The sequence below is a fragment of the Ruegeria sp. CG4 genome (assembly GCF_056537185.1).
The window spans coordinates 572514-586896 of sequence record NZ_JBQFRB010000002.1 but is presented as its reverse complement, the minus strand read 5'-3'; the positions used below and the strand labels follow the sequence as shown (position 1 = coordinate 586896).

General features: G+C 58.6%; 12 protein-coding genes. 7 read left to right on the top strand and 5 right to left on the bottom strand.

What is annotated here, in order from left to right; all coding sequences use genetic code 11:
* Positions 1–68 precede the first annotated feature (68 nt).
* The 3 genes from dnaE (at position 69) to ACR0J2_RS09310 (ending at position 4294) form a co-directional block, all read left to right on the top strand.
* Positions 69–3569 (top strand): DNA polymerase III subunit alpha, encoded by a 3501-nt coding sequence (gene dnaE, locus ACR0J2_RS09320; protein ID WP_480812365.1) that lies wholly within the window; start codon positions 69–71, stop codon positions 3567–3569.
* 90 nt (positions 3570–3659) lie between these two features.
* Positions 3660–3878 (top strand): YMGG-like glycine zipper-containing protein, encoded by a 219-nt coding sequence (locus ACR0J2_RS09315; RefSeq protein ID WP_170807842.1) that lies wholly within the window; start codon positions 3660–3662, stop codon positions 3876–3878.
* 77 nt (positions 3879–3955) lie between these two features.
* Positions 3956–4294 (top strand): hypothetical protein, encoded by a 339-nt coding sequence (locus tag ACR0J2_RS09310; RefSeq protein ID WP_480812364.1) that lies wholly within the window; start codon positions 3956–3958, stop codon positions 4292–4294.
* Positions 4295–4298: 4 nt separating this feature from the next.
* Here the strand turns inward: ACR0J2_RS09310 and ACR0J2_RS09305 are convergent, their stop codons facing one another.
* Positions 4299–4493 (bottom strand): SlyX family protein, encoded by a 195-nt coding sequence (locus tag ACR0J2_RS09305; RefSeq protein WP_170614844.1) that lies wholly within the window; start codon positions 4491–4493, stop codon positions 4299–4301.
* 131 nt (positions 4494–4624) lie between these two features.
* Here ACR0J2_RS09305 and hisS point away from each other — a divergent pair, with 131 nt between their 5' ends.
* Genes hisS through hisG form a run of 3 tightly spaced genes read left to right on the top strand, consistent with a single transcriptional unit; the run spans position 4625 to position 7890 of the window.
* Positions 4625–6112: a histidine--tRNA ligase gene (gene hisS / locus ACR0J2_RS09300; RefSeq protein WP_480812363.1), complete on the top strand. Its 1488-nt coding sequence runs from the start codon at positions 4625–4627 to the stop codon at positions 6110–6112.
* Between the two features lie 3 nt (positions 6113–6115).
* On the top strand, positions 6116–7204 hold the full coding sequence (locus ACR0J2_RS09295) for an ATP phosphoribosyltransferase regulatory subunit (protein ID WP_170614842.1): 1089 nt from the start codon (positions 6116–6118) through the stop codon (positions 7202–7204).
* Positions 7201–7890 carry an ATP phosphoribosyltransferase gene (gene hisG, locus ACR0J2_RS09290; RefSeq protein ID WP_170681047.1) on the top strand — a complete coding sequence of 230 codons (690 nt, stop codon included), beginning with the start codon at positions 7201–7203 and terminating at the stop codon, positions 7888–7890. The genes ACR0J2_RS09295 and hisG overlap by 4 nt, the downstream gene beginning before the upstream one ends.
* Here hisG and ACR0J2_RS09285 read toward each other — a convergent pair whose 3' ends face one another.
* Positions 7891–8322 carry a DUF1489 domain-containing protein gene (locus ACR0J2_RS09285; protein ID WP_170614840.1) on the bottom strand — a complete coding sequence of 144 codons (432 nt, stop codon included), beginning with the start codon at positions 8320–8322 and terminating at the stop codon, positions 7891–7893.
* Between the two features lie 129 nt (positions 8323–8451).
* On the opposite strand from ACR0J2_RS09285, the gene ACR0J2_RS09280 reads away from it, so the two are divergent.
* A complete protein-coding gene (locus ACR0J2_RS09280; RefSeq protein WP_480812362.1) occupies positions 8452–10737 on the top strand; it encodes an adenosylcobalamin-dependent ribonucleoside-diphosphate reductase in 2286 nt (761 codons plus the stop codon).
* 547 nt (positions 10738–11284) lie between these two features.
* On the opposite strand, the gene ACR0J2_RS09275 is transcribed toward ACR0J2_RS09280, so the two are convergent.
* The 3 genes from ACR0J2_RS09275 to ACR0J2_RS09265 all read right to left on the bottom strand — a co-directional run bounded on the left by ACR0J2_RS09275 (position 11285) and on the right by ACR0J2_RS09265 (position 14263).
* Positions 11285–13051: an adenylate/guanylate cyclase domain-containing protein gene (locus ACR0J2_RS09275; protein ID WP_170807848.1), complete on the bottom strand. Its 1767-nt coding sequence runs from the start codon at positions 13049–13051 to the stop codon at positions 11285–11287.
* Positions 13052–13612: 561 nt separating this feature from the next.
* A complete protein-coding gene (locus tag ACR0J2_RS09270) occupies positions 13613–13819 on the bottom strand; it encodes a DUF1059 domain-containing protein (protein WP_170614837.1) in 207 nt (68 codons plus the stop codon).
* A 33-nt stretch (positions 13820–13852) separates the two neighbouring features.
* Positions 13853–14263 carry a GFA family protein gene (locus tag ACR0J2_RS09265; RefSeq protein ID WP_321254612.1) on the bottom strand — a complete coding sequence of 137 codons (411 nt, stop codon included), beginning with the start codon at positions 14261–14263 and terminating at the stop codon, positions 13853–13855.
* Positions 14264–14383: the final 120 nt, after the last annotated feature.

Genomic DNA, 14383 nt, shown 5'->3' with positions numbered 1-14383 from the left:
TTTTTTCGGCATTTCAAAGCTGCGGTTCCTGCTTTTGCAACTCCGCCGGGTGGGATAGCGTAGACGGCATGAGCAGTTCCCCTCGATTCATTCACCTCCGCGTTCACACAGAATACTCTCTTCTCGAGGGCGCCGTGCGGCTGAAAAAGCTGCCCGCCCTGTGCGAGAAGATGGAGATGCCTGCCGTTGCCGTGACGGACACCAATTCCATGTTCTCCGCGCTCGAGTTTTCGGTAACGGCCAGCGGTGCCGGTGTGCAGCCGATAATGGGTTGCCAGGTGGACCTGACCTATGTGCAGGCGCAACCCGGCGAAAAACCCAAGTCGCCCGCGCCGCTGGTGCTGCTGGCGCAGTCCGAGGTTGGATATGAGAACCTGATGAAGCTCAGCTCCTGCCTTTATGTGGACAAGGGCGGGCAGCTTCCGCAGGTGACCTTGGATGAACTGGCCGACAGGTCAGACGGTCTGATCTGCCTGTCCGGCGGTCCCGACGGGCCGGTCGGGCGGTTGCTGCAACAGGGGCAGCGCCCGGCGGCAGAGGCTTTGGTTGACCGATTGGCCGCGATGTTTCCGGACCGGCTTTATATTGAATTGCAACGCCACCCGGGCGAGCATGGCCAGCCCGAAGCGGAACGTCTGACCGAGCGTGGCCATGTCGAGATGGCCTATTCTAAAAACCTGCCGCTGGTCGCCACCAATGACGTCTATTTCCCGACCTCGGATATGTATGAGGCGCATGATGCGCTGATCTGTATCTCGGAAGGGGCTTATGTCGACCAGCAGGAAGGCCGCCGCCGTCTGACCGCGCAGCATTATTTCAAGTCGCAGCAGGAAATGGTGACGCTGTTTGCCGATCTGCCCGAGGCGATCGAGAACACGGTCGAGATCGCGCAACGCTGTGCCTTCATGGCCTATCGCCGGGATCCGATCCTGCCGAAATTCGCAGATGACGAGGTTGCCGAACTGCGTCGCATCGCAAATGAGGGTCTGCAGAAACGTCTGGCCGTAATTCCGCATGCCGTGACGCCTGAGGAGTATCAGGAACGGCTGGATTTCGAACTGGGCATCATCGAAGGGATGGGTTTCCCAGGTTACTTCCTGATCGTTGCGGACTTTATTCAATGGGCAAAGGACCACGACATTCCGGTTGGGCCGGGGCGGGGGTCGGGCGCGGGATCGCTGGTGGCCTATGCGCTGACGATTACCGACCTTGACCCGCTGCGCTATTCACTTCTGTTCGAACGCTTTCTGAACCCCGAGCGGGTCTCGATGCCTGACTTCGATATCGACTTCTGCATGGACCGCCGTGAAGAGGTGATCCGCTACGTGCAGCAGAAATACGGGCGCGACAAGGTGGGGCAGATCATCACCTTCGGCGCGTTGCTGTCCAAGGCCGCCGTGCGCGATATCGGGCGGGTGTTGCAGATGCCCTACGGCCAGGTGGACCGCCTGTCCAAGATGATCCCGGTTGAAGGCGTTAAACCCGTTTCCATCGAAAAGGCGCTGAAGGACGAGCCGCGCCTGCGCGAAGAAGCGCGCAACGAAGAGGTCGTGGACCGTCTTCTGACTTACGGCCAGCAGGTCGAAGGGCTGCTGCGGAACGCCTCGACCCACGCGGCGGGTGTCGTGATCGGGGACCGCCCGCTAGACGCGCTGGTGCCGCTTTATCAGGATCCGCGGTCCGATATGCCGGCAACCCAGTTCAACATGAAATGGGTGGAACAGGCCGGGCTGGTGAAGTTCGACTTTCTGGGTCTGAAGACGCTGACCGTGATCCAGAACGCGATGGATCTGATCTTCAAATCCGGGCGGCCCCTGCATGTAGCGGCGGATGGTACGGAGCTCTATGAACCCGCCGAGGGGGCGGAAAACCAGATCAACGCCATTCCGCTGGATGACGAGGCCACGTATAAACTCTATTCGGCGGCCAAGACGGTGGCGGTGTTTCAGGTGGAATCCTCGGGCATGATGGATGCGCTCAAGCGCATGAAACCGACCTGCATCGAGGATATCGTGGCCCTTGTAGCGCTGTACCGCCCGGGCCCGATGGAAAACATCCCAACCTATTGCGAGGTCAAGAACGGGCTGCGCGAGATCACGTCTGTTCATCCTCTGATCGATCATATCCTCGAGGAAACGCAGGGCATCATCGTCTATCAGGAACAGGTGATGCAGATCGCGCAAGTCATGGCCGGGTACAGCCTTGGTGGCGCGGACCTGCTGCGCCGCGCGATGGGTAAGAAGATCAAAGAGGCGATGGATGCCGAGCGCCCCAAATTCGAAAAGGGCGCGGGCGAGAATGGCGTGGATGCCAAGAAAGCCTCCGAAGTCTTCGACCTGCTTGAGAAATTTGCGAATTACGGCTTCAACAAATCCCACGCCGCCGCCTATGCGGTAGTCAGCTACCAGACTGGCTGGCTGAAGGCGAACCACCCGGTCGAGTTCATGGCGGGCGTCATGAACTGCGATATTCACCTTACCGACAAGCTGGCCGTCTATTTCGAAGAAGTCCGCAAAGGGCTTGAGCTTCCTTATGTCCCGCCCTGTGTAAACCGCTCGCTGGCGACGTTCGACGTTGTGAACGGAGAGCTGGTTTACGCGCTGGGCGCGCTCAAGAACGTAGGCGTCGAGGCGATGAACCTTGTTGTCGAAGGGCGTGGGGACAAGCCGTTTGTGAACCTCTTTGACTTTGCCCGCCGGGTCGATTTGAAGAAGGTCGGTAAACGTCCACTGGAAATGATGGCGCGGGCGGGGGCCTTTGATCAGCTCGACAAGAACCGCCGCCGCGTCTTCGAAAGCCTTGAGCAACTGGTGCAGTACTCGGCGGCGATCCACGACCAGAAGAACTCGAACCAGGTGTCGCTGTTTGGTGAGGCCGGGGATGATCTGCCCGAACCGCGCCTTTCCGCGACGCCCGACTGGTTGCCGGCAGAACGCTTGAGCGAAGAGTTCAAGGCAATCGGCTTCTATCTTTCAGGCCACCCACTGGACGATTACATGCCTGCGCTGAAGCGCAAGCAGATTTTGACACTGGACGAAGTGACCGAAAAGGCGCGTTCCGGCCCTTTGATTGCCAAGATGGCCGGTGTCGTCGCAGGACGACAGGAGCGCAAGTCAGCGCGCGGCAACCGCTTTGCCTTTGCACAGCTTTCTGATCCGACTGGAGCTTATGAGGTCACGCTGTTCTCGGATACGTTGGAGAAATGCCGGGAATTTCTTGAAACCGGCGCGCAGGTGGTTCTCACCGCCGAGGCGACGATGGAGTCGGATCAGTTGAAACTGCTCGGGCGATCCGTTGGACCAGTGGACTCGGTGGTGGCCGAGGCGGGCGCAACCGGACTGCGCATCTTCGTGGATCAGCCGCAGGTTCTGCCCACCGTCGCCAGGGTTTTGGAAGACGCTGCCGGTGCAGCCAAGGGCGCGGCGAAGGGGCCGATCCATCTGTGTCTGCTTGACCCGGGCTTGCCTGGGGATGTGGAAATGGATCTGGGGCAGGATTTTCCGATCAACCCGCAGATCAAAGGCGCGATCAAATCGCTGGATGGCGTGATGTCGGTCGAGGAAATCTGACGTCCAACGGCTTGTTGCCAGAAGATTGCCACCAAGCTAGGCTGGAATTCTACCTATATTCATTTGGGTTAAGTCATGGGAGGACGCCAAATGGGGATTTCAGGAAGACGTCTGGGAATACTGGTCGCTGCTGCTGTGGCGTCACTGGCATTGTTGCTCGCAACTCAAGCTTTGGCGGATAAGGACAAGCAGGAAGACGCGCTCAAAGGCGCTTTGATCGGCGCGGGCGTTGGTGCTTTGGTCGGCGATGGCAAGGGGGCCGCTGCCGGGGCTGTTGTCGGGGCCATCATCGGCGCCAATAAAAAGTGACCACCGATCCCAAAATAGGATCGATGCCCAATTTGAGAGGACTTGCCATGCGTTTTCACGGGTTCAAACTGATTTCGATGGTCGCTTTTATCGCCGCGCCGGGAATTGCGCTGGCCGATGACGAAGCGGACCAGATGATGCAGGAGGCGCTGCCGCTGATGTACCATACCTGCGCATCAGTCATCGAAGAGGCAGACGGGAATGACGAGTACGTCCTGGACGTGGTCGGAAAGATGACGGCCCTGTCTCTGTACAATCGCCAGATCGACATCGAACAATACGCCGCGTCCGAGGAGGACAAAGCCAAGATGCGCGAAAACTTCCTGGCCGCGCTGACCGAAGGATGCACCGGGGACGAGGATGCGCTGCTGGGCGGTGTTGTGGACAGTGCGGTGAAATCGACGCTGGGACTGTAACCCCTTAGTAATGCGGCGGGCGCTCGTCGCCGAATACGACACCGCCGGATCCTTCCTGCGCGCGCTCAGCCTCACGTTGCAACAGCATCTCAACTCTGCGGGTCAGGCGTTCAATCTCGGTTTGTTGCCGCGTGACAACCGCGTTCAGGTCTTCGACTGTACGGGTCAGGTGGGCGATCTGTTCTTCCAGATGCTGCATGGGTGACTCCTGTCTCTGGGGCAGGTCATAGCGACCCTGTGACGCCGTGGCCAGAGAAAGCGCGCCTTGCCCCGAAACAGACCATGGGATAGACCGCGCGCGGAACAAGAAAACTCCCAAGGACGCCCCACATGGCCAAGCCCAAGAAACAGCCCCGCCCCAAGGCCGAGACGCCGAAAGGGTTCCGCGACTATTTCGGCCAGGAAGTCACGCAGCGCACCGAGATGCTGCGGGCTATTGCGGACGTCTATCATCGGTACGGGTTTGACGCCCTCGAAAGCAGCGCAGTGGAAACTGTCGAGGCGCTGGGCAAATTCCTGCCCGACGTGGACCGCCCGAACGAAGGCGTGTTTGCGTGGCAGGAAGTGGACGAGAACGACAAGGGCGACTGGATGGCCCTGCGGTATGACCTAACCGCGCCCCTGGCCCGCGTTTATGCCCAGCACCGCAACGACTTGCCAACGCCTTATCGCCGTTACGCGATGGGGCCTGTCTGGCGGAACGAGAAGCCGGGGCCGGGGCGGTATCGCCAGTTTTATCAGTGCGATGCGGATACGGTGGGTACGGCCTCGATGGCGGCCGATGCTGAGATTTGCGCCATGCTGTCGGACACTCTGGAAACCGTCGGCATTCCCCGCGGCGACTATCTAGTGCGCGTCAACAACCGCAAGGTCTTGAACGGCGTGCTTGAGGCGATGGGTCTGGGTGAAGACGTAGCTGCCCGCGACAACGTTCTGCGCACCATCGACAAATTTGACAAGGTGGGCGAGCAGGGCGTGCGTGAGTTGCTGACCAAAGGTCGCCTGGACGCCTCGGGAGCGTTCATCGACGGTGTGGGGCTGAGCGATGATCAGGCCGAGCCCGTGATTGCGTTCCTGACCTCGAAAGCGGCGGATACCGTCGGCACGCTGGCCAACCTGCGTACCGCTGTAGGTAACAGCAAGATCGGCGCGGACGGAATTGCCGAACTGGAGCAGATTGGCGCTCTGCTCGATGCAGGTGGGTACGGATCGGATCGGATCGAGATCGATCCTTCGGTCGTGCGCGGTTTGGGCTACTATACCGGTCCGGTTTACGAGGCCGAACTGACCTTCGAGATTTTCGACGAGAAAGGCCGCAAGCGGCAGTTCGGGTCAGTCTCAGGTGGTGGACGTTATGACGATCTGGTCAAACGCTTCACTGGGCAGGAAGTGCCCGCGACTGGCATCTCCATCGGGGTTGACCGCCTGTTGGCCGCCCTGCGCGAAAAGGGCCGGATCGCCGCGCGGGCCACCGGCCCTGTGGTTGTCACCGTCATGGATCGTGACCGGATGGCCGACTACCAGGCGATGGTGGCCGAGCTGCGCAACGCAGGCATCCGGGCTGAGGTCTATTTGGGCAACCCCAAAAACTTTGGCAATCAGCTGAAATATGCGGACAAGCGGAACTCTCCGATTGCAGTGATCGAAGGCGGTGACGAAAAGGCGGGTGGCATCGTGCAGATCAAGGACCTTATCCTGGGCGCGAAGATTGCCGAAAGCGCCACGCTCGAGGAATGGAAAGAACGCCCCAGCCAGTTCGAAGTGCCGCGCGGCGATCTGGTCGCCAAGGTGCGTGAAATTCTGAACAGTCAGGACTGACGCATGCCCAACCGCTCTCAGATTCAGGCCCGCGCCGCGATGATGCGCGTCCGGTTCGAGGCCGCCGGGGCGCAGGTGGTCGATCCGCCTTTGCTGCAATCGGCAGACTTGCTGCTGGATCTCTACGGCGAGGACATCCGGGCCCGGGCCTATGTGACCTCGGACGCGCTGCGCGGCGAACAGATGCTGCGCCCGGATTTCACCCTGCCCGTGGTGCAGATGCACATGAGCGAAGGTGCCGAACCCGCGCGCTACACCTATTCGGGCGAGGTTTTCCGGCGTCAGGAACACGATCTGGATCGCGCAAACGAATACATTCAAGTCGGGTACGAGGTTTTTGATCGCGACGATCCCGCCGGAGCGGACGCCGAGGTGTTCTCGCTTTTTGCGCTGCAGCTTCGTGGTCTGCCCCTGCGCGCAGCCACTGGCGATATCGGTATCCTGACCGCAGCCGTTCAGGGCTTGAGCACGACGGAACGGCGTAAGGCCGCGTTGATGCGGCACCTGTGGCGACCCCGCCGGTTCCGTGTTCTTCTGGACCGGTTTGCCGGACGCAAACCCGCTCCGGCGGGCCGGGACGCTTTGTTGGACGCGTCCGATCCGATGACATTTGAATCCCCCATGATCGGCAAGCGGCGCTCATCGGAAATCGAAGCCCGCATCGCGGCACTGCGCGAAGACCGCGAGACGCCTCCGATTTCGGACAGCGAACTGGCCGGTCTGGAGACGCTGCTGAATGTCCGCGAAACGATGCCTTTCGCGCTTGAGCGCTTGCGCGATGTGGCCGTTGATCTGCCGCAGATCACCCCTGCGCTGGATCGGCTCGAGGCGCGGATTGCCTCGCTTCAGGCGCGTGGGGTCGACGTGGAACGGCTGGATTTCGAAGCCGCCTATGGCCGGACATCCATGGAGTATTACGACGGGTTCGTATTTGGCTTCTACGCCGAAGGCCGTCCCGATCTGCCGCCCATCGCAACCGGCGGACGCTACGACGCGCTGACCCGGCAACTGGGCAACGGCGCGGAAATTCCCGCAGTGGGTGGTGTCCTGCGCCCCGACCTGATGCTCGAGATCGAGGAGGGTGCAAGATGAGCCTGAAACTGGGCGTTCCCTCGAAGGGCCGGCTGATGGAAAAGACCTTCGCCTGGTTTGAAAAGCGTGGCATCACCCTGTCGCGCAGTGGATCAGACCGCGAGTATTCGGGTAAGGTCGAGGGGATCGACAACGTATCGCTGATCCTGCTGTCGGCGGGGGAGATTCCGCGGGAACTTGCAGCAGGGCGGATCCATCTGGGCGTGACGGGAACGGACCTTGTCCACGAAAAACTGCCCCGCTGGGAACAACAGGTCGAAGAGATCGCGCCATTGGGGTTCGGAAATGCCGATCTGATCATTGCGACACCTGCCTGTTGGGTCGATGTGGACACGTTGGACGATCTGGATGCTGCAGCGGCGGCGTTCCGCAAGGTGCACGGCCACCGGCTGCGCATTGCCACCAAATATCATCGGCTGGTGCGTGAATTCCTGACCGAGGCGGGCGTGGCCGACTATACTCTGGTCGACAGCCAGGGCGCGACCGAAGGCACGGTGGTGAATGAAACCGCCGAGGCAATCGCGGACATAACGTCAACCGGGGAAACCCTGAGAGCCAACCATCTGAAAATCCTGTCGGATGGCCTGATACTGCAGTCGCAGGCGACACTTTGGTGCAGCCGCGTCGCGAGCTATGACGCTGACGACAAGGCCGTTCTGTCCGATCTGCTGGACCGGCTGGGCTAATTACAGCACACCAATCTCGGCCAGCGCGCGGTTCAGATCATCGGGCAGGGCATCGTCCTGCTCGCGTCCCTGTGGCAGATCGGCCGGAGTATCCTCGGGTTTCAGATAGCGCCAGCCCTGAAACGGGCGTTTCAGCGCGGTCTGCGTACGGTGTATCTCGGGGTCCAGCACGATGGCACAGCGGCGGATGCCGTCTTCGCCGCGTACCTCGTCCAGCCGCAGGATGCGTTGGCGGCACTGGATGACGCCCTTGATCACCCAATAGATTGATCCGCCGTTCAGAATTTCGGCCTCACGCTTGGGCCACATACGGGTGACGTGGCGCGGGCAGCCGTCCTCATAAAGCGCTATGCGGCCGTCCTGCCACGCCATCAGCGTGTCGACGCTTTCCGAGCCGACGGAAAGTTTTATGAGATTTACGTACTTATCCACAGCTTTCCCACAGAGTCGTCCCGAAGTGCATCTTTATATTGTAGCCCGTAAGGCGCAGTCATCAAGGTGTTGTGGCAGGGGCAGGGTTTGGGGTAGTCTGGATACCTCTTTCAGTACAGGGAATCACCAATGAGCCGCTTTGCCGCCCCCATCGCCGAGCAGATCTGGGATATGAAATACCGCTTTAAAAAGGCGGATGGTACACCCATCGACAAGACCGTCGAGGATTCCTGGCGGCGCATTGCCCGCGATCTGGCGCAGGTCGAGAACGACCCGGCGCATTGGGAGCAGAAGTTTTACGAGGCGCTGGAAGACTTCAAATACCTGCCAGCGGGCCGTATCACCGCAGGCGCAGGGACAGCGCGGCGTGTGACCCTGTTCAATTGCTTTGTCATGGGAACGGTTCCTGACAGCATGGGCGGCATTTTCGATATGCTGAAAGAGGCCGCGCTGACGATGCAGCAGGGTGGGGGGATCGGCTATGATTTCTCGACCATCCGACCGCGGGGCGCGGATGTGCACGGGGTCGCGGCGGACGCATCCGGTCCGCTGTCATTCATGGATGTGTGGGACGCGATGTGCCGAACCATCATGTCCGCCGGATCGCGCCGAGGGGCGATGATGGCAACCATGCGGTGTGACCATCCGGATATCGAGCAGTTCATCACCGCCAAATCCGACCCGGCCCGTCTGCGCATGTTCAACATGTCGGTGCTGGTGACGGATGCCTTCATGGAGGCGGTCAAGGCGGACGGGCCGTGGGAGCTGGTGTTCGGCGACAAGATCTATCACACCGTTCAGGCGCGCGATCTGTGGAACAAGATCATTCAGGCGACCTATGACTATGCCGAACCGGGTGTGATCTTCATCGACCGGATCAACCAGGCCAACAACCTTAGCTACGTGGAAACCATCGCGGCCACGAACCCGTGTGGCGAACAGCCTCTGCCGCCCTACGGCGCTTGCCTGCTGGGGTCGATCAACCTGGCGCGACTGGTGGCAGAACCGTTCGAACAAGCCGCCCATCTGGACGAGGCGGCGATGCAGGAACTGGTCGCCACGGCGGTTCGGATGATGGACAATGTGGTCGATGCGTCAAAATTCCCGTTGCCTGAACAAGCCGCCGAAGCACAGGCCAAGCGCCGTATCGGCCTGGGTGTGACCGGGCTGGCGGATGCTTTGCTGATGCTGGGCCTGCGTTATGGCTCGGACGAGGCGGCGCGTCAGACCGAGCGCTGGTTGCACGCAATCGCACGCGCCGCGTATCTGGCGTCGGTGGGTTTGGCGAAGGAAAAAGGCGCATTCCCCCTGTTCGATGCCGAGAAATACCTGGCCAGCGGCACAATGCAGAAGATGGATGACGATGTGCGCGACGCAATCCGCGAACACGGTATCCGCAACGCTTTGCTGACGTCGATTGCACCGACCGGAACGATTTCCCTGTACGCCGGGAACGTGTCGTCCGGGATCGAGCCGGTCTTTGCCTATGCCTACACGCGCAAGGTGTTGCAGAAAGACGGATCGCGAACCGAGGAAGAGGTCGTTGATTACGCCGTGCAGATGTGGCGCGACAAGTTCGGTGACGAGGCGTTGCCGGACTATTTCGTGAACGCACAAACTCTGACACCGCTGGATCATGTGAAGATGCAGGCTGCCGCGCAGAAGTGGATCGACAGCTCGATCTCCAAGACCATCAACTGCCCCGAAGACATCAGCTTTGATGCCTTCAAGGATGTGTACATGCAGGCCTGGGATCAGGGCTGCAAGGGCTGCACCACCTATCGCCCGAACGATGTGACCGGATCGGTTCTGACCGTCTCGGAAAGCTCGGACAAGGCACCCGGCGAAAGCGCCGATGCCCCACATGAAGCCGACGGTGGCGATGTCATCTACATGTCCGAACCGCTGGACCGCCCCCAATCGCTGGAAGGTTCAACCTACAAGCTGAAATGGCCGGACAGCGAACACGCGATCTATCTGACGATCAATGACATCGTGATCGCGGGCCGTCGTCGACCGTTCGAGGTATTCATCAACTCTAAGAACATGGAGCATTACGCCTGGACGCTGGCCCTGACCCGCATGATCTCGGCCGTGTTCCGGCGCGGTGGCGACGTGTCCTTCGTGGTCGAGGAACTGAAAGCGGTGTTCGATCCGCGCGGCGGCGCCTGGGTCAAGGGCAAATACATCCCCTCGATTCTGGCGGCGATCGGCGGAGTCATCGAGCAGCACTTGATCAACATTGGCTTTCTGGAAGGCGAAGGCATGGGCTTGAAGTCCGACCCGCAGGCACAGGTGGTGAACATGGATGCCCCGCGCGGAAAGGCCTGCCCTTCATGTGGCCAATTCGACATGGTGATGATCGAAGGTTGCATGACATGCCGGAGCTGCGGGCATTCCAAATGTGACGGATGATGCTTGAGCTGGCTTGTGAACCGCCAGGCAATACGAACCCATTTCGGCGGTTTTGGCACCCATTAACAAGGTCAGTAGCGCCTATTATTCGTAAATCTGAGGCCAAAAAGGGAAATAAGACGCCGGGTCATTAATCGCCGGCGCCTTGGTTTTGTTGGTTCGAGTTTGCTAGTGCGCGCCGAAGCCAGACGATAATTGAAGGCAACAGGCGTCAGAAAGCGAAATTTACTGCGCCGGCCGTCAATGTTTGAGTTGCGCGGAACGAACTTTTTAACGTGCAGACGAACCCAAAACCCAATTTCGGAGGCAGCAGCGGTTGTCCGGGGCAGTTTCACGCAACATGGGCAATAATAATTCTCGCTGAGGTTGCAACAGGCAATACGGCGGAGCTTGGAGCCGCCTCAGCAGGTGTCACGAACTGGTTTTGCGCGCCGTCGGTTGTTTCTGAACAAATGGCGTTCTGATGAAAAAGAGGGTTCGACACATCTCGTGTGTTTGCCTGTGTGGCGGGTTTGCAAGGAAGCATTTGCCGTGTTTCGAAAGTTTGTCACACGACCGCACGCAAGAGACCGTTGTTCATGATGGCCAGCACCTGGTACATCTCTTCCCGAAGCTGCTCATTGCGCCGCTTGTCTTGGAAGCGTTCGACAGAAAGAAACCCTTCTATATCGAATTCCGGATCAATCGTGGCCAATCGTCGAATGGCGCGATTCAACCGCTCTGGGTCGCCTAAATGCAGGGCGGCTGCGGCTCGATATGCGGCTGCGCGCCGGGTCCTTCGTGGGAATGCTGTTGCTGCCTGAAAACAGGCTTCCCAGTCCCCCAAAACATAATGCGCAATGACGCCCACTTCCCGGCAATACTCTGGAAGGAACGGGTCAAGAGCTTCGGCGCGCCTTTGGAAGACCAACCCCTTTTCTCCGTCGCCCAGATAATTGTGAACATTGCCCGCGTGCGCCACTATGTACGCGTGGTTTGGCGTAATCTCGAGCGCGCGCGTATAATGATAAAGCGCATTGTCAAAGTCCTCTTTGTACAGGGACAGTGACCCCATGATCCGATGCACTTCAGCATCATTACAGTCCAGTTCCAAAGCGCGCCGCCCCATTTCCCAGTAGCGGTCTTCGTCCTTTATCCCAAGCCATTCGTCCCGCGTTGCTACAGCACAGGCCAGCCATGCCTGAGCGCGACCGAACGCCGGGTCTTTTTCCAAGGCTCTATTAAGCCACTTAATGGCGGATTCGGCATTCTCGCGTGTGACCCCGCCAATGCGGTGATGGTGAAGCCCTCGCTTCAAGCAATCATAAGCCGCCATGTCTTCCGTAGGTTTTTCCCGGGCAGATTTTTCCGCTTGCCGCTCGACGCGACCCGCGACGGCGGCCGAGATTTTGGCAACCATATCGTCCTGAACATCGAACAATTCGTGCACGTCGCAGTCGTAGTTTTCGGACCAAACCTGCGCACCACGAGCCGCATCAAAAAGATGCGCGGAAATCCTCACGCGGTTTCCCAAAACCCTTACGCCCCCCTCAACCGCATACCGAACACCCGTTTCGTTACATATCGTTTCTGGCGCGCAATCGCGTCCTTCCAACGAGAAGCTGGCATTTCGTGAAATCACGAACAACTCGGTGAAGCGGGAAAGCTCTGTGATAACGTCTTCTGTAAAACCTTCCGCAAAGTACTGCTGCTCTGGATCGATATTGCGGTTCTGGAAGGGAAGAACAATAACACCGTTATCACGTTGCTGAGGCTTGGCAGCCTGTGATTGAGGCAAACCTTTCGTAAGCATGCAACTGTGCAGTCCGAGATCTCCCTCGATCGCATAAAGTTCGATTGCATCTTCAATATTTTTGAAACGCCGGTGACCCATTGGCATGAACCGCACCTGCGCCCCACGTTTGGCTTGTTCGAATACTGCGCTTGAAACCAGAACTCCGCCCGGCTCAGCCTCCGCCTGAATGCGCGCGGCGATATTCACACCGTCTCCCAGAAGATCTTTCCCATCAACAATCACATCGGCAAGATGTATGCCGATCCGCAACTGGAGGCCGATTTCCTGTGCGTTATGAGGGGCCGATAGTTCACGCTGCAATTCAAAGGCCCCTCGGACCGCTGAAACCGGACTGGTGAACTCCGCCAACGCTCCATCACCAGCCCAGCTTATGACCCGAGCACCATGACGCTCCGCCAAATCGCTGACGATATCCCGCAATCGCTTAAGGCGCTTAACTGTGTCCGCTTCAGAGCGTTGCATCAACGCGGAGTATCCGACAACGTCCGTCGCAAGCACTGTGGCAAGACGCCGTTCCATTCTGATCTCCCGGCTAACAAGCTTTAGCAGTATATCATTTTGAAAGACTTAAATCGATTGTTCCCAGTGGGGACCGGAGGAAAATCAGAAAGAATGCTGAATGCCAAAGCGACAGCAAGCGGATTGAAGGCCAATGGCAAAACTTGTTGCTTCCAGCTTATAGGCAAGCTTTGAAAAAGCCTCGGCAAGGGATCTGGCTGTTCGACTTCGTTGAGCCTCGCCTTGCATACCAATCACGCTGCGTCGGTGGCCTCCAAAGCGATTGGCAAACGTCTGTGTCCTAGTTCACAGACCTCTCCTGTGATGGCGGTTAACGTAAGGTCAGACACAGGAGATCGATATGCTTCGTCAGACCTCAAACGCCACGTTTGCACAGACCGCACACACAGCAGGTTTCGTTCGCCCATTAGTTCGTATCCTGCGTCTTTGTACCCAGATGCAGCAGCAAGTGAACCGCTACCATTAACATTCCAGTGAACTCGGAATTGGAACGAAGGTTCTTTGGCAAGTATTCGGGCTGGGGTGGACCCGTACTGATCCCAACACTTCGCTGAATGCGAACTATTTGCCGAAGTCGTGAGTTTTTATCAGCTTGCCTAGATAATCGCGTGTCTCAGCATCCCAAGTGCTCGGATCTTCTCCGTGCGCGATCACCGCGTGAAGTTCCATCAATTTCCATACTTCATCTTCTGTAGAAGCCACGACCTTGCCGGGGCAGGTTTCCATGCCGTCGCAGTCTTTGCAGGCGTACGAAAACGCAGTACTCATTGTGTTTTCCTCCAGTGTAACTCCGCGGTTCGTCTAAAACTCCTCAAACGTAGGAAGGCCGTCATTGAGCTTGATCCACGGTTGTTTGTGAGAAACGAAAATATGGGCCTTGGGCTCTGCAGCGGATGGATCGTCCAAGGTGGAAGCGGCAAACCAAGCGTCCTTACTCCAGTCCTGACCTTCGATCTCCCCCTCGGCTGCATAGGTCAGAGTGGTGCCGCACTGCGGGCAAAAGCCGCGCGTGACACCTGGTGTTTTTTGAACTGTTCGGATTTCGCCCTTTGTTACAGCAAAATCCTCGGACGCCACTTTTGCCCAAGTGACAAAAGCCCCGCCAAGTGCCATTTGACATGATCTGCAATGGCAATGGCCAGACCAGACTGGGGCCGTGTTAATCCGGTAACGAACTGCACCGCAGTAGCAACCACCTTCAAAACCTTGCATTTGGATAGCTCCTTTGTTCGAGAGTTGGCGCGACACGGACGATAGTTTTTTCGCTAAGTCGGCGTGATAGAGTTCGACTGTCTTCACCCAAGCATTGCCAATTCGTCGCCGTTATGCGAG